A 17,239-nucleotide genomic window follows, 5' to 3' on the forward strand; every position below is an offset into this window, starting at 1 on the left:
AACTCAATTAAACTATTACCGGCGGAAAATGTTAATATTCCCTGCGGATGCAATTGATTAATTCATAAGACATCTCGATCCCACCAGTGTTAGTATCTTCATATATGGAAATAAAATGATCGTTCGATATGTATCGATGTACCATCACACCACATTCAGCCATATGGGTACTGTCCTGGTCATAATCTTCAACTAGATCGATCTCGCGCCCTCCTTCATCTGATTGGATAATAGCACAAAAGCAGATCGCCTCATTGTCCCGCAGGATCCAACTCAATACGTCCCGCTCCCTCGGTACTAAAATTCCGTCTTGCTGTATAAACGTCAATTACCCACGGCTAAAGCCGATGGGCTTGTAAGTAGTGCTTACGCACTCCTACGTTCGGCTAATTGACGATAGCCCTTCTCTTTAATATTAAGAGAAGCGTTGTAGTCGGCATGGGCAACGTATCCACACGACATACATTGAAATTTGGATTGGGATTTCCGATTTTCTTTTGCAACATGACCACAACAAGAACATGTTTGGCTTGTATATTTAGGGTCAACAAATAAGACCTCAATACCTGACTGTTGTGCCTTATAGATAATGAATTGTTGCAATTGATAAAAGGCCCATCGGGATATTTTCCCTCGTTGCGACTTACTGACCGTTTTGCTGTTCTTTTTCTCTCTTGTTTTAGACATTCCATATAGATTTTCTAAAACAAGAGAAGAACAGTGCCTTGAAGCCTTTTCAGCGATTTGTTTGGAAATACAATGATTGATGTCTTTTGCCATGCGTTGTTCTTTTCGTCTACGTTTCTTTAGTAAACGTTTGGCAGATTTGGTTTTCTTAGCTTGCAGTTTTGCACGAATCCGGGCGTATCGTTTTCGTAGGCCATTGATTTTTCCACCGCTATAGATTTGCCCGGTACTATCCGTGGCAATATTGACGATACCTAAATCAATGCCAATGCATTCCGTTGTTTCGATGGGCGTACCTTCTGGGAATTCAACCACTAACAGTAGGTAGAACACTCCGTCAACAAAAACAAGGTCAGCTTGACCACGAACACGTTTGCCTTCCAGTACAGCTTGATGGTAGGAACTAATCACCATGGGAATATCCATTCTTCCGTTAATTGTTGAGATTGAAGCACACTCTAAACCTTTGAAAGAAAGAATTCGTTGGTCGTAGATGATCGCGCCATCTAAACGGAATTGACATTGAACCTTCCTGTTTACTTTATATGCTTCACAGACTTTCGCAATCGCACGAATGACTAATTGAGAAGATAGTCTTTCATATTTTTCTCGGATGTCATAATAGCAAACCTTTTGAAGCTTCACTTTTGCGAAGCACTTTTCACGAAAAGCGACCTCGCTAATTTCGTTACAAGCTATGTTAAACAAATGCATGGTTTCTTTTAATGATTGATATTGTTCATGATTTGGCATTAATTTAATTTTGGATGTTAGCAGCATTTAGTATCACCTCCTTCATCTGTATTTTAAAACGCATTGAATGATTTGTTCAATTAAACTTAGAAGGGAGAAAGCCTAAATTTAAACGAATCCAAAACAAATAACCTATCTAAGGATAGGCTTGTTTTGGCGACAATTCCTCCCATGCCTAAAGGCAATTGGCTTCCTTGTCTCAAAGGTCTGTGAATAATGCCCCCGAAGAGTACCGTAGCCCATGAATCTATATGATCTGTCATGGGAGGGCTAATGGCACAGCCCAATCTTGAAGGCTGTTCAAAACAGAAATGGACTGCGAACGGTTAGCCATTCGAGAATCCCTGTAATGTCAGTTGCCAATACGGTTTTCCTTTTATCAGGACAAACCTGGCATATCATTTTTTCTTGAAAGGGGTCCATAGACATCCTCCTTTAAATGAAAAAGAGAAGGCGGCATAATGTGCCAACCTCCCCTTCTTCTAACTTCACGGTTTAGACGATGCCCTTAATTAGACTTCGCTCACCAATGTATATAATAAATTTTTAGGACAAACGTATTTTTATCTCCTCTTTCGAATAATGCGTTTCACATGGGTTGTAAGGGATTTGGCAAGGTTATTCGAAACAATAATCGAACGACCTGGATACATTTGCCTGACTACTTCAAGGATGCGTGGTTCTTGAGGTCCCACATACAGGCAAAGAACTTCAATCCCTCGTTTTTCTGCCTGAAGAACAATACTTCTCATCGTGTCATAATCTTCATGATCAGCAAAACACGGTTCCCCATCGGATAGCATAATTAAAACGCGGACATCTTCAGGATATCTCGCAAGTTCATCAACTGCCCATTGGAGTGCAAGGGTATCTCGATTCCCGTACATAGCATCCACTCCCCCGATAAACCCCTTTTCGGTTGAAGAAAATCGGCCGTAAGGTTTAAGCGGATAGATAATGCTTTCCTCTCGGTAGTCCTCTGTAAATCCGTAAGAGGCAACGGGAAGATTCGCTTTATCACAGGCCTCGACCATAAGAACTTGTGCCTTTTTCATTTCATCAATTATGCGAGAAGAGGAACCTTGAAAACGGCTTCCCGTACTCCCTGAACAGTCATTGAGAATTAAAACCCGTGCGTTCTTACCTGGGGTGCCTTTCGCTCGCTTTTCGAAAACGTTGGCATCTCCTAATTTATCTGCTCTCCAAGCTCTGCTGGCTAGGATACGCCCTGAGCGCTGATTCTTTCGGGACTCATCAGGTATTCCTTCCAAAAGTCCCGATAAAGCCTTAGCGGTCGGAAGGACATGCCTCTTAATCTCACCATAAAGATGATCGTATACTCCTTTATCCATTTGAGGATAAGGTTTTATTGTTATCGAGCTTGAATAGGCTGCTCGATCTTTCCTATGCTCATGGACCGTGACTTCTTCCGTCTTTGTACGATAAGGAGCCAACTCTCTCTCCGCTTCTTCCTCATCTTTTTCTAACTGTTTTTCTTCCAACCGTAGCATCGAAGAAAAATCAGGTTTAGAGGGCTGATTATCAGATGCAGGATCCTCAGTTTGGTTTGGTTCAATGGCTTCACTTTCCTCATTAGGCTGATCGGAAAAAGATCCAGTGGAACTTTCATCCGCTTCCTGATCGCCTCCACTTTGAGAGGCAGCAGATGCTTTGAGAAGTGCACGTAGAACCCGCTTGATATTCTCTTCTACCTCCTGTGGATCACCCCATTGAGAATCGGAATGGTCGTCACTATAGTCAAAATCATCTGGTTCTTTACTCTGGAGATCCATCCATTCCACTAAAGTAGGCCATACCTTTTTGATGATCTCTGTAGTGGTTTCTAAAACTGCCTGCGTTGAATCATCAAAACGTCCCTTTTCAATTAAATCTTGGACCGAATCAACGAGGTCTACAGCTTCGGGGGTCCATAAATCGATATCGGTCATGGCAAGGGCCCGGGACATAAAACACTCGCGAAAATCATAGATTGGATCTACGCCAGCATGGTCCCCCCGGATCCCAAATCTCCATTCGTAATTCCCGAATTCAATGTATTCTTTAGTAGTTGGATGATCAATGGCTGTAAAATTTTCCATCCGGCCGTCCATCATGACATTTCCAAAGAACTGGAGCCAGGGCAGCGGATATTTTTCATTAGCTACCCAATCCGCTCGATGATTAGACACCCATTCTCTTTGCCAATTGGCATAATCCGAGATAATATCGTATTCAATGTGTCCTCTTTCATGGAGCGAATGCCATTTTCTTAAGGCACGAAGTTCAGAGGGGGTAAAAGTACGACAATCCGGACGCTGGAGCTCATACAGGATATACACATCTTTTCCATCCGTGTAAGATGTTTCCCGATAAGACCACTTGAACCCGAATTTCTGATTACCAAAAAGAATACGTAGATACCGCGCTAGACGCTCTCCTTCACGGTTCTTAATAATCTCCTCTTTCGTTTGTAAGGCTGTTGCGATCGACATATAAAATTCCTCCCAAATTGTTGGTATTAGGTAAATAAAAAAGAGAAGGTTATTCAACCTTCTCTACCTCTTACTTCATCCCGTTGATGTATTGCTCTTCTTCTATCGTCATCGGGAAATCAGACCAGACCTTCTGCCTGATCATGTCCCGAAGGGCCATTTGCTCCTCGAAATCCTCACTCTTGTGAATGATAAAATCTTCGAGTGCCTCCGTTTTGGTTTCCATGGTGATCCCGTAGGCTTGGAGATAAACAGCAGCATCAATATAGCCACGAATCGTTTTGCTTTCCTCCCCTTGCTGTTCGGTTGCAACCAGATCATCAATGGCTTTCTTGGTCTTTTCCAAAAAGTCCAAGGCATGGGCATCCTTTAAGCCGGTTTTTTCAATCAACATGGTTCGGAAATCTTGAACATAAGGCAATTTCAAGATCGATAAACGGTCTTTGAAAGCCCCATTCAATTTTTTCACCCCCGAATACTGGTCCCCGACATTAATGGATCCAATAAAGATGTGGTCTGCATGTCGCTCGATGACACCTTCAGGCGTAGACAGTTGGCGATTTTCATCCAGAACACTATGGAAGATAGAAGTCACATCTCCGCTTAGCATGTTTAATTCAGGATAACTTGAAATACCGCCTTTCTCGACGCTGGTGGCAAAGGGAGATTTCTTAAATTGGACCTCCATGCCACGCGCGCCTTGAACTAATGTATTCTCACCAACAACACTCTCTTTGGTTTCATCCCCGTTCCCAATTTGCAGATACAAGGGTAAAGAAAAAATCCATGAGAGGGTAGCGATTAATGTATCCTTACCAGAACCTTTGTCTCCCACCAATAATAGATCTTTTCCCATTAAGATGTGCCTTAAAGAACGTCCTAACATTTCACCTATGTAAGGAGTTTTCGGTTTCTTAGGGAAAACGGCCATGGTTGTCATTTCAACGGTATCGCAAATTTGTTCGCGACGTTGACGAATTTCCAAGATCATCCTTGGAGTGACTCCCTGATCCTGTAAATAATCTTGAATCTCGTTCCAACCATCTTTCCAATCTCTTTTGCTTACCGCCGTGGATGTTTTGGCTGGGGCCGCAGCAGTCGTTGAAGTCCCAGATACAGACGAAGTAGCAGCAGGCTTGGATGGTTTTACAGGTGGAACGACACCAACTAATTCACTTACGTCTTCCAGATCCTTTTCCATTTCTGGAAGGGTGATTGGTGCGGTCGGGAACCCGTTTAGGTCAATTTTAAATTCAAGAATACTTGCTGTCGCAAGGGCTATAGCTGTATGAGCACAGCTTTGTCCCTTGGAATTGGCTTCACAATAATGAATAAACCGTACTTTATCATCTTTGGCGATGATATATCCGGGATGATCCGTTTTACGGAATGTAATCTTATAATTACCGGAGGGATTTTTCTCTACCTGTTGGACGTAAGCAGGAATCTTTTCCTTCCATGCTTCTACGGTCATCATCGGTACATTTAGACTTTTAAACGTAATTTTTTGGCTCATTGATTATCTCTCCCTTGATTTGGTATTGGGTCCATGAAATTAAAAAAGCCAAAGAGACCCCTTAGGGATCCTCTTTGGCAACCTTACATTCGCAAAATATCCAAATTATGAAGCTTTAGATTGCGACGATTCAACTTTGACTTGGCTGTTCTTCGCAAGGGTAACCGTATGCTTGTTTTCGTTGTACCATCCCTTAATTTTTAGAATAAGGTTAGGTGCAACAGTGTTCGAAGCAGCTGGAGTCAATTCACTTGGTACAAGGATGGTTACTTCCACTCGTGATTCAAGCATGGCTTTAAATCGACTGGTGCCATCCTGATTGGTTTCGGTTGCACTCAACGTTTTTACTCTAAACTCCTGGGGTTTTTTGTTACCTCCGCCTTGGCTAGTAGTGTTAGGTTGATCTGTGGAACCTCCCTGTCTATCATCAAGGTTGGCTAAATCAGATTCGAAAAGACCATTCCAACCTTTTTCGTCAAAATAACTCCTATAAGAGTCAGGAAGAAAGACCACTCCGTTCTTATATTGAAATTCATGACCGTTAAGCCCGAATTTCGCTAAAATGGAATGGTAACGACGATCCTTCGCATTGACCGCCTTTAATTTCCCTTGATAAACATCCGCTGCCACACCAATCCAGCTTGCTGTTTTTTTCAAGGCATCGGAGACCGCACTTTTCTTGGCATCCTCGATGGCTTGTGGACGTGGTACTGTCTCATCCCTATGAATAGTCATAGTGTCGTTCCCATACTGCTTCCTTGTGATCCATTGTTGTGTTTCGGGGTTGAAAACTCTCAAACAACCCAGGACACTTACACTGTAGTGTTCCATATTGACGTTGATCTCCAATAAATCCAATTCCCAATTGAAAATCCCAAGAATTTGATTGAGGCGATCGGCCACACTCTGCTGTCCGATATAAACCTGACCTTCATAGTTCACACCATATTCCTCATAACGGAATGGCAGGTTTAGTTGATCGAACAAGTCTACATTAAGATTTGACATAACTCATCTCTCCCTTTTTGGTAAATTGGGTATTTGAACGATGCACAATATAGTTGGCATCAATCAAATCGATTACAGCTTCCAATGGCACGACACCATCTACAAGCTTTTTGATCAGTTTTGCAGGCTGCCTTTCACTTAGAATCGCAACGACCTTAGAACCCCTCTTTTGAGCTCTTTCAATCGCTGGACCAAGATCAGCGTCCCCTGAAAAAATAAAAAGTAGATCATGTTTATCCAGGCTCAAATCATAAAGATCCAGACCTAGTGCCATGTCTACTCCTTTCTCAAACATCTCTCCATTTTCCGAAACATGACAGTAACCGGTATGAACGGCAATGTCATCTTTCTGTAAAGCGGAAAAGAATCGTGTTCGATTATAAAATCTCTCCTTATCTACGTGTTTGGGTGGTATAGCCCCGTAGAAGTGATAGGATACTTCACAATTTCCATAGTGGCCTGTGAGGACAGAATGAAGAGCTTGAAAGAACACCTTCCACGGGCGAATTCCTTCAATCCCTAAACCATGAAATTGTGACATCGCATTAATTTCATCAACCAGAATCGCGGCTCTCACGAAGCAATCACCTCGTGATCCAACGATAGGCTTAGTTGTGTATCAAAAAGCTTGGCCAAATCACAAGCAGTTAAAGGAAGTCCAGCTCCTTTTCTCTTTTCGATTAACAAAACCCATTCATTACCGAAATAGGACTGTAACCAAAGAGCGGATACATTAAAATCTGGGTGATCATAAACCCAAACATTTGGATTTTCTTGATTAAATCCTATGGATTTAAGTCTAGCGTGTGCTACCATCTCTTTTTCGTCCGTATCGAAGAATAACTTCAGAGATTTGCATCGACCCTTTAACATCATCATCAGTTGATGAAATTTCCGTGATAACACATCCATTTCTAATCCGATGAAATCTGTATGGACAATACTTGGTTCAAAACGATTGGGACGTACAAAGGCTTTTTCCACACCTTCATGAAGTGATGGAAGATCTAGTTTCGAAACACTCGGAACACGATCCCAGACAGATTCAAAGCGGTGTAACTTAAACATGGTAATCATCTCTCCTTTTGGCTTAATTTTGGTTTGGGTTAAAAGGGCATAAAAAAAACGCCCTTTCCAAGATGCCAATGGGTCATGTAATCGGATGAATATGTAACCGATTATTTGGCATCCTCGAAAGGACGTTTGTATTCAATATAAATTCAACAACAAATAAACATTGTTGGAAATGGAGTAATCTCTCAATGCACCATAGGCCGCATGGCTAGGTGGAAACAAAAAAATCAAAATAAAGGTTAGTTAAAATATACCATAAATAAAGATAAGATAAAAGACATTTAAAACAAATTCACCCGTGATAAATAGAAAATACTTACCCTTTTCAAGACCTAATTTAAAGAAATTCGTTAAATTAAAGGTGACTACCTAATCATATCTAATATGTAGTCACCCTGTTTTTATCGTTTTGTTGAACTATCGATCCTCGCGGAATAATTTTATGTTGATTCTTTGATTAGTTAAGTCTGACCCTTAATACTTTTTTAAAACCATAAGAAATACAATTGGTATAAAAGACTTTTATGCCGTTTTTGGTTGAAGGTTGATTTCCTTACTTAGGAATCGTATCCTTTAAATTTATTACTGTTTCTTTTATGATTTTATAGGTTTTGTTTCTAATGTTCTCTACATGGCTGGATTCTTTCAGCATACTTTTATGAAATAGTCCATTCCTATTTTCTCTTCTGTACTTATTTAAATCAGAAATGAATTTAGTAATCCTGTCTTGATCATGATGGGAGAAGGGGTTGGCTTTATTAATTTGGAAATCATCAGTGACATATTTATCTTGGTAATTTATTCGTTTTTCCCGATTTTTACCATACAAGGAAAGATAGTCTGTATAGCTACCAAAATCCGTATTCAGGTAATATTCTTCATCTCCCGTACAGATTGGTTTACTATTGCCCTTCATAACTGGGAAATTGGTGTGGATAACCCCAAGCTTCTTGCATAACAACAATTCTATGGATTTAATATAGCAGGCTACTACAAAAGTGAAATCGATATCGACCATATACCCTAGAATACTGGAGTATTTTTGGTATAGGTATTCAGCAGTATAGAGATAGTGATTGATTGTTCCGATTTTCTTTATTTTATCGGAAGAATAGGTGCGTTTAAGATGATCGTCAGTGGCTGAGTCAAAGTTTAATAAGTCCCTATAAATAGATGATGTGAGTTGTTTTTCCATTTCCGCTATGGCTTTAGTTTTTGTATTCTTATCATCTAATACCATCAAATGTTCCCGATTCTGTCCCTCAACAAGAATCTTCTCCATTAAGTCTTTTTCTATTTCCTTTTTCAATTCTTCCACTTCTTCAGCATCAAACCATACCTTCCTCTCGTTCATATGGACTAATACCAAGGCTTTTTTAGTAATGGGATCCCACTCTTGTTTAGAAGCGGCTTTTTGAATTTGTATAAAATATTGGATAGATCGAATCAGTTCTTTTGTCGTTTTTTCCTCCAGATGGTCCAGCCATTTTATAAAACCTTTAAGGTAAAGATATTTTGGGTTTAGAGGGTCTTTTTCATTCTTCTTCCGTTCTGACAGGTACATGAAAGCCATGGTGGACTGAACTTTGGTAAATCCAGCCTTTTCGTTAATAAAATCACTAAGATTGCTTGTGTATGGGACATTGTGCTTGTTGCGTATAGTCTCTTCAAAATCGCGATATTGGGCGAGCAGCGTCTGGTGTTCTTCAGACAACCAAGAGATTAATTCATCATAATTGGCTATATATTCAGGTGAGTTGTAAAACCGATTTCCGTTCTTCAGGTTAATATGATCCATAATAATCTTGGACCAGATATTTTGGTCATTTATGGTAATCTTTCCAATTTGCTCTAAGTAGAACTCAAGCTGCTCTCGATCTCGATCTTGGTTGGAAAGGGGATTCTTTTTGTGAAGGAACTCAGCAACGTCTTGGTTTGATGGAATATTAAATTCGTCTCGAAGTCGTTCTTCGTAATAATCAATGCAGGTAATTCCCAACCTCGAAACAAGTGTTTTTCTTTCTCTGATGATCAAATCTTTTACTGCCATCAGAAAGAGGATAATGTCCGGCTTGGCATACTTGATAACATCTCGCTGGCCGTAGGCGTAGCTTTCATATTTGCTGAGGGCAGCAATCACCATTTTATAATCGCTATTCGGATGTCGGGCAATTGCAAGGAGGTTTTGGAAAACATCCGGCATAGTTTGAAAGCCATAACTGTTATTATTGAGCAGATCATAGGCCTCGTGAAAGAATCCATTATCTATTAAGTGTGAGATAAGCCGATTTAACCAACCCGATAGAGTATGAACATGGTCAGGAGAGTTGAAAAATACGTGCTTCATTTTTTCAACTAACCCAAGTATCCAATTTTTATGTTCTTCTCGATGGGTGATCGTCACTTGGTCAAGGGATTCCAAAACTTCATAAAATAGTAGCTCAAGCTCGTTAAACATCGTCTTTTTTTCCTCATCTTGGCCGGGGAGAGCTTTTTCTTTGAAGATTTGTTCTTGAGTTATATGGCTAAGGTATGCTTCAAACTTGTTTATTCCTAACATCGGGTCAAGGGATAACCAATGTGTTATGGAATCGGCAGAGCGATCTATTCCTTTTCTATGAAGAGACTCGCATAACAAAAGAATCTTTTTCAAATGTCTAGGCTTGAACTCTCTTCTTGAAAGGTTTATGGAATTAGCTTCATCTACTCCATACAGTTCAGGGAATTTTATTAGAACATCATGGTAGTAAGAAGTCCAAAGGAGAGGGTTCTCTTTATTCCTCTCATAGTACTTTTTTAGGTAAATATAAATCTCTTGGACAACGGCTTCGATTTCGCTTTGGCTCCATAAGTGGCCAATCTTTTCGATATGTTCTTGGCTGATATTAATTTTGGGTTGAGAATGTAATTGGATATAACGGTAAAACTCCTGATCCACATCCTCACGAACAAGGGGATATAGCAAATCCTGCTGGTACATATTATCTACTTGCAAATATAGTCACCTCCTAATATAGTTCAATCTACTTATTCCATATCAGGAAGAATTTCCCTCCACCAAATCAAAAGGATTAAATATTTCTTTGTTTTAAAAACTGAAAATGAGGGGAGAAGGGAAGTGAGCGGGAACGCCGCGAATGAAGAATGAAGTGACGTATAAGAAAAGCCCTTGATAACCTTTTTCAAGTTAGGCAAGGGCTCTAATTGTCTAGGAAATAAATGGTGATTTGGTTATTGTTAATCAAATCGCCGGACATTTTCATAGCTTCTCTGATCTGTGCAAAGGTTTGCTCAGTAATTTCATCAAGGTAGGATTTTGGAAAGTACCAATCGCCCAAAAGACATAGGGATAGCCAATTAAATCTTTTTATTTAAATCCTTAAATACCTCAAGTATCGAATCAAATTCGTGTTGGGACTCAATATCATGAAATTCATCGGTTCCGTTCACTTCGACGATTTTAAGTAAATAGATGGTATTCTCTCTTTCAAATGCAGCATAGCGTGATGGCCCAACCTGGAACATTTGGTAAAACGTGGCCCCGATACTCGGCTTAACCTCTTCATCCATTTTTTTATCATCAAATTTAACTTCCACTTTTACGGCATGATTCAATATGGCACCTCCCTATCTCTTTTAAAGTGCGGGTACCATTGGTGTAATACATCATTTGCGGTAAGGTAACCCCTTTCAACAAATTGAAAAAAAATAGCCATGAAGGCATCGGTTGATAACCCCAAAACTGATGGCAGAGATTGGGGGCAAATGCTGGAACCGGCGTATTTAATTTGGAGTAATTCTTGAATTAAAAGATGAAATTTTTCCTCGTTTTCAATCATTTTTCGGTCATAAATGGATGGATAATCTGAACTTTGATACCGATTCTCTAATTGGTGGAGAAACTGCTTTTGAAACTCTACCGGGATTTTATCTGGGAATAGAACCCAATCACCAAAACGTTTGAGTCCTATGCCCTTTTTATTTACTTGTAAAAACTCGTGTAAGGAGGGAAGATTCATTTCAAAGAAAAGAATTCCCCAAAACTCTTTACCTAACAATAGGTGGGGGTCCTCTACGCTATTCTTCATCATAAAAGTCATCATCATCCTCAATTAAAAGCTGCTGACTAGCAAAATATTCTGATGCCTTCATTCCCTCGTAATCTTCTTTCAAAAAGGAAATTCTTGAAACCTTGATCGATTGGGTATCGTGACGCCAACTTAAAAATGTGTCATCGTCTATACCTTTAAGTAATCGTTCATCCGTAGTGAAAAGAACGTTGATATCTGGCATATAGTGGTTCGCCATTTCTCCCAATAACGGAATCCGACTATCTGCATCTGCTATGATGATTAATCGCACCGGTCGCATATGAAACGGGATTTTCGTATAAGCATCTTGAGTACGACGAAATCTAGACTTTGTTTTATTGATCCAATCCCTTCCAGTACGGCAAACTTCTAACCAGAAATTACGAAACTCATTCGCATCCTTAATTACAGTGAATTCTGCACCTGGGAAAAACATGGACCCATCCTCGCAGCGAATAGGTGAAGATCGTTTCCATGAAATCACTCGATCGATCCGGTGTAATTCCGTATACAATTCGTTTGCAGACAGATCAATAAAAAAATTATACATATTTGGTGGAACCGCAATACTAAAATCAACCGGATGAAAGCGGAATTCATCGGGTACCACTCGATGGAAAAGGGATTCTGCAGCCTTAGCACCATGCTTGGTAAGGGCATAAACTCGTGGCTTCTTTCTTCCGTCATCCAAAGGGCTAACCCAACTAAAATTACAGATAATCCCCCGCTGAATGCATACTTTTAGAAACTTGGAAATGGTATCTTTCCTCGCATCATCGGAAAAAATAATCCGTTGAATTTGATACCGCGTGGCTAACCGATGTTGAGATAAAAACTCCAATAATTTAATTTCTCGTGTTGAGAAACTATGGTCCTCTAGTCGCGCTTCCAACCAGTACTTTCCATTCCTGGCCCCTGTGTCAAAAGGGTTTATGTAACGTAGTGTGGCATAAGGATCGGAAAAGAGTCCAAAGGTACTTCCGTCTGGCGGGAGCAGATCCAAAAGATCAGGCGGTAGATGAGCTTGCTTATATGGATTCAATTCCGCAGATACCGGCCCCACCAACTCATCTAAAAAATGGGTTGGTGGAGCTGGAGTACTTTTTATCTCCTTTGCAACTTGATCAAAGCTCAATATGGAGCTGCTCTGACTCATCGTACCAATCCTCTCATATGGACGGGCCTTTGATTGCTTCTTTTCGTTTGCTTTGGTGTGAACACCAAGGCTTTGATTCGACGGTTTTGTACGTCAATTGTGATGAGTTTCACACTAACCTGTTCACCCTTTTTGAACATAATCCCATTCGAATTGGGAGGGAAATTGGTACGAACGGTTAGACCGGGTTCAAGATCAATAAATAGACCGTGATCAAGATGGACCTTACGAATAGTGCCGAGATAGGTTGCCTTTTCCCGGTAATTAGTAATGTTTTTCCACGGATCTTCTTTAAGAATTCGATGGCTTACTTCCAAATAGCCGTTTTCTCCAGCAATGGCATCGATCTCACCATTGTCGGTTTTCTTTTTATAGCTTTGACCAGGTTTCACTAGTTTTGTAATTTGTACATCAAGAACATCCCCAATCTCAATTTCCTCTCTCAGATCATCGATATACGAGTAGCTAAATTCATCCCGGAATAAGGTGGTTTCCACACCTTCGATAATCAGATATAAATTGAATGGGCTAACACCACGGACAAAAGCGTTGTACACCTGCCCTGTTTTCGCAGTTTTCCAAAACTTTTTGGCAAGAATCTCAAGGGCTTGGATTCGGTTTGCAACAAACAAATGGGTTTCAAGATCCACATGTTCAACAACAAATTCGAAAACTTTCCCTAAAAAATGCTGAATTCCTTTGAAATCATAATCATCAATCAGCTTTTTCGGTAAATAACCGTAAATACCGTCATAATTCAATTTGAGGCACTCCTGGGGATTTCCGTTTACAGGAATGGTCTCGACACCAATAGCCTGAGCATATAATACCTTTTTGGTTTTTTGAGAATCTTTTATCTCAGCCCAAGCAATCATTTCGCGAGAAACTTCAACTTTGTCGTCGTGGTTTGGATCAAATACCATAATCACTACCCCCATTTTTTTGGCGGACAATAAAAGAAGCACCGTTAGTTAGGCATAGATATCCCTAAAACTAACGGTGCTCCCGTGTCCGTACTTTTAAATTACTATTATCTTAAAACGATTGGGAAACAATGTCAACGTTTTTCCCCATACTTATAAAGCTAAATATCTTCCTCTTCGATCTCATTGAACTTCTTAATCGCTTCCGCCGCATATCGCTTATGGCTACTTTCTTTACTCCGGTCCAATGATGAATTTTCTAGAGGGTTCGCATCCACCGCAGTATGAAGATCGGGATCCGACGATGATTCTTCTTTAGCCCTTTCTGGCAATGTTGAGATTAAGGATTGGTCAGTCTCAATCGTTTTGATTAATTCATCTACACTTGCCACGATTTCAGGGTTCGGGATTGAATGAGTATTAGTTGGAGTTGTATATTTTTCATCATTCGTCGATTCCTGAATCTCTTCCTTCTCGCTCTCAACATTCTCTTTTATTTGGTGAATTGGTTCTGATGGATTTTCTATATTCGTTATAGTTGGGTTTGTAGCAACTAAATCCATGAGAAGATGTAATTTGTCATGTTTTGTGCTGGTTGCCGCATGTGGATTTGGCTGTACCTCTACAGGATCAACTATTTCGACATCAGAAGGTTCGTTATCACCAAGAAAAGCGTCATCAAAATTAAGTGGGTCATCCTCCTTCTCTTCTAGACCGTTGTTAACCTTAGGCTCAACTGTGTTGGTGGTAGGGTTTATGGTTGGTTCTTGAGAGTCACCCTCGTCAACTATCGTATCTTCTTTAGTAGAAGATGCCTTGTTGTTTTGGGATCTTTTCTGGTTATCCAAGGTTTCGGCCCCACTACCATCGGTTCGTTCCAAATTGGCATCAATGTTAGGATTTGCCGGCGGGAGAATTTCTACTTCTTGATTGTTTGTTGGAATCGCTTTATTGATGTCCTCAACCTTGGCTTCAATACCCTTTTCCTCTAAGGACTTGCTAATCAAGGTCTTATAAAAGTTTAAGTAGGATTGGATTCCTAGGGGTTTATATTCTCTAGTTTCCAAGGTGATCTTCCCAATGTTTAAGAAATTTTTTAAGAACTTGGTTTCATTGACAAATTTACCATAACAAAGAACAGGCGGATTAATACTTCCATCTTCATTAACGAGCTGAACAATAAAATGCTTGAATGGCAGTTCCATGATGTCGGTAGGTGAAAATCTGGCCATAAGTGTGCGAGCAGTATTGTAACGATAACCCCATGTCTGATTTGGCATCGTGACAGGTGTTGTTGATTCATTCATACTTTCCTCAATTTCATACTCTTCGCCAAATTGGTCCGAGAAGGCCTTATTGTCCTCATATACGCCGCCACCAAACACGGTCCGATTTCTAGCGTTGGACATGATAACTTGATCGTGACCTGGCATAACTTTGGTAAGCTGACCGAGGGATTGAATAGCAATCAAGGTGCCAACCTTGTATGAACGACCTAGAGTAAGCATCCGTTCAAAGGATTCATTTCCGTATAACGGATATTCATCTACGTAAAAGAAGATGGGAATCCGTTTGTATTCACCTTCCTCCGGAGGACGACGAAATACACTGGATTGGAATTGACGAATAAAGAATTGGCCTAGCATGAGCGAGAGTTCCTCAAGCTCTCCTAAAGCGCTATTGACGAGAAGGAGACCGCCCTCTTCAAGAAACTGATCAATATTGAGAGTTTTTTCACCATCATTAGCAACCATCAAATTGGATAGCATGGCATTCATGGCAATATCATTCAAATATTTCTTAGCACCAGTAATGAATTTATCTTTCTTGTTCTCTACAATTTGCTGCCCTGCATAACGGTGATTTTCACTATAAGTGGCGGGTACGGTATCTCCTTCTTTATTTTTATAGGTTTTGTATTCAAGAACCTCATCTTCAAAATACTTACATACTCTGTCGTAACGATCAATATTTTGGCGATCTTCCGGCGTTAAATTTGGATTATTCAAGTTGGTGTCAATCCAATTCCGGACTTCCTCAGTCATCGTTGCCAAATATCGGGGATCGGTATACATCCTTTGCATGTGTGTGATATTAAACAGGTTTCCATATCTTAACTTCCCTAGCATGGTATAAGCGGCAGCTGTTTCATTTTGCTGACCTTTGAAAAATTCATCTTGGTCACCTGTCAAAGCATCCAGAACGCCTCTAAAGGTTTCCGCTGCAGCTTCTAATGGACCCGCAAATGGATTGAACTTTGTTGACTTTACCAAGTCAGTAGGATCGATAACGATAATTTTCTCATCGGGTATCCCTAATTTTTTAGCTAGTTTCAGTACATCCCTTACAGCATCACCTTTCGGTTCTAAAAGACAAACACCTGTTCTTACCCCGCGAGCAATCCGAACAAGGTCTTGAACTATACGAATGAGGATCGTTGTTGAAGTCTTTCCAGAACCTGTCGGGCCAGTGACTAGTTCGTGCAACATACGTGAACTTTCGTTAAGAATCATTGGTTTATTGGTTTTCTTATCCCAACCTAAGATGACATCACACTTATCATCTTTTAACGAAAAGGACTGTTTGGCGAGTAATGAAAACTCCCATGTGTAAAATTGCTTCCGAAGATCCTCAAATATATAGAATTGTCGTAGTACCTGATAGACTCCAATGAGGCATAAAAAGACGGGCAGTAACATCAAAATGTAACCAAGGCTAGTCATAGACTTAACCACTAGAAAATCTTTATCAACCCTTACGCCATCAAAATAGGAGAAAAGATATACATCTGTGTACCATGCGTTAATTGCACAAAAAAGAAACATCCATGGGATTGCTGATAAGATACACGCCCATTTTCTTCCCTTTTCGGAGGTCCAGCTAATTATGGTCTTATAGCCTTTTTTTATTGGCTGCGTGATTGTGGAATAAAACCAATTGAAAAGGGGTAAGAAAAAGATAACCAACATCCAAAAGGGATGGTAAGTATCTATTCTAAAGAAAAATAGATCTGTTACAAAAATGAGCCAGAATGATGGATCATCCATAAAAAAAGATAGAAAAACCCTGGGATCCCCTGCCTGATGTTTCCATCGGGAAAAGTAGATGATTACAGCAGAATAGGCGAACATCAAGTTGAAAATCATCAATATGCTGACTGCACCAGTATGGAAATACCTTCGATACCACTCTGCTATTCGTTCTCGGTTATCTACCTTCCACTTTTGGTAGAATGCCTTGATTGGAGGTGGTGATCCCGCTATATTCGGTTTAGACATTAAATCCCTCCTAATAAAGTCCTTTCGTAATAAAAATGATAGTCAGTAAAGTGATGACAATGATAAACAGTGGAAATGAAACGGCTTGATTAGAGTTTTTCTTCATAACATCCCCCTTCAACAAAAAAAACTGGGAGCAGACAGACGAATCCCACAGGATTTATCTGGTACTCCCAGCTTTTTGGACCAATATATAATTGGTTTTTATTATACATTAGGATGAAAATGGTCCGCAAGGTTAAGAAAAAATAGCTCCGCCGT

The 17,239-nt window shown here is 40.2% G+C and carries 14 protein-coding genes; all 14 read right to left on the minus strand.

The window, feature by feature from the left end:
- Positions 1–31: 31 nt before the first annotated feature.
- The 14 genes from J2Z37_RS08720 to J2Z37_RS08780 all read right to left on the minus strand — a co-directional run bounded on the left by J2Z37_RS08720 (position 32) and on the right by J2Z37_RS08780 (position 16,978).
- Entirely contained in the window at positions 32–277 is a 246-nt protein-coding gene (locus tag J2Z37_RS08720) for a hypothetical protein (protein WP_209809875.1), read from the minus strand.
- Positions 278–366: 89 nt separating this feature from the next.
- On the minus strand, positions 367–1,467 hold the full coding sequence (locus J2Z37_RS08725) for an RNA-guided endonuclease InsQ/TnpB family protein (protein WP_209809876.1): 1,101 nt from the start codon (positions 1,465–1,467) through the stop codon (positions 367–369).
- A gap of 273 nt (positions 1,468–1,740) precedes the next feature.
- Positions 1,741–1,863, minus strand: a complete 123-nt coding sequence (locus J2Z37_RS25795) for a hypothetical protein (RefSeq protein ID WP_280922186.1) — start codon at positions 1,861–1,863, stop codon at positions 1,741–1,743.
- 140 nt (positions 1,864–2,003) lie between these two features.
- Positions 2,004–3,932, minus strand: coding sequence for a hypothetical protein (locus tag J2Z37_RS08730; protein ID WP_209809877.1), 1,929 nt, complete (start codon positions 3,930–3,932; stop codon positions 2,004–2,006).
- A gap of 70 nt (positions 3,933–4,002) precedes the next feature.
- On the minus strand, positions 4,003–5,448 hold the full coding sequence (locus tag J2Z37_RS08735) for an AAA family ATPase (RefSeq protein WP_209809878.1): 1,446 nt from the start codon (positions 5,446–5,448) through the stop codon (positions 4,003–4,005).
- 105 nt (positions 5,449–5,553) lie between these two features.
- The gene (locus J2Z37_RS08740; RefSeq protein ID WP_209809879.1) at positions 5,554–6,456 is read right to left on the minus strand and encodes a Rad52/Rad22 family DNA repair protein; all 903 of its coding nucleotides are present in this window, start codon (positions 6,454–6,456) and stop codon (positions 5,554–5,556) included.
- Positions 6,443–7,033, minus strand: coding sequence for an NYN domain-containing protein (locus J2Z37_RS08745; protein WP_209809880.1), 591 nt, complete (start codon positions 7,031–7,033; stop codon positions 6,443–6,445). Before J2Z37_RS08745 ends, J2Z37_RS08740 begins: the two co-directional genes overlap by 14 nt.
- Positions 7,030–7,524, minus strand: a complete 495-nt coding sequence (locus tag J2Z37_RS08750) for a hypothetical protein (RefSeq protein ID WP_209809881.1) — start codon at positions 7,522–7,524, stop codon at positions 7,030–7,032. The genes J2Z37_RS08745 and J2Z37_RS08750 overlap by 4 nt, the downstream gene beginning before the upstream one ends.
- Positions 7,525–8,083: 559 nt before the next feature.
- Complete coding sequence (locus J2Z37_RS08755) at positions 8,084–10,525, minus strand: hypothetical protein (RefSeq protein WP_209809882.1); 2,442 nt, start codon at positions 10,523–10,525, stop codon at positions 8,084–8,086.
- Positions 10,526–10,887: 362 nt separating this feature from the next.
- A complete protein-coding gene (locus J2Z37_RS08760; RefSeq protein WP_209809883.1) occupies positions 10,888–11,145 on the minus strand; it encodes a DUF1292 domain-containing protein in 258 nt (85 codons plus the stop codon).
- Positions 11,142–11,618, minus strand: a complete 477-nt coding sequence (locus tag J2Z37_RS08765; protein ID WP_209809884.1) for a hypothetical protein — start codon at positions 11,616–11,618, stop codon at positions 11,142–11,144. Before J2Z37_RS08765 ends, J2Z37_RS08760 begins: the two co-directional genes overlap by 4 nt.
- The gene (locus tag J2Z37_RS08770) at positions 11,608–12,777 is read right to left on the minus strand and encodes a replication-relaxation family protein (protein WP_209809885.1); all 1,170 of its coding nucleotides are present in this window, start codon (positions 12,775–12,777) and stop codon (positions 11,608–11,610) included. The genes J2Z37_RS08765 and J2Z37_RS08770 overlap by 11 nt, the downstream gene beginning before the upstream one ends.
- Positions 12,774–13,700, minus strand: a complete 927-nt coding sequence (locus J2Z37_RS08775; RefSeq protein ID WP_209809886.1) for a hypothetical protein — start codon at positions 13,698–13,700, stop codon at positions 12,774–12,776. Before J2Z37_RS08775 ends, J2Z37_RS08770 begins: the two co-directional genes overlap by 4 nt.
- Positions 13,701–13,861: 161 nt before the next feature.
- Entirely contained in the window at positions 13,862–16,978 is a 3,117-nt protein-coding gene (locus J2Z37_RS08780; protein ID WP_209809887.1) for a type IV secretory system conjugative DNA transfer family protein, read from the minus strand.
- Positions 16,979–17,239: the final 261 nt, after the last annotated feature.

It is taken from the genome of Ammoniphilus resinae (assembly GCF_017873965.1).
Classification (GTDB): Bacteria; Bacillota; Bacilli; order Aneurinibacillales; family RAOX-1; genus Ammoniphilus_A; species Ammoniphilus_A resinae.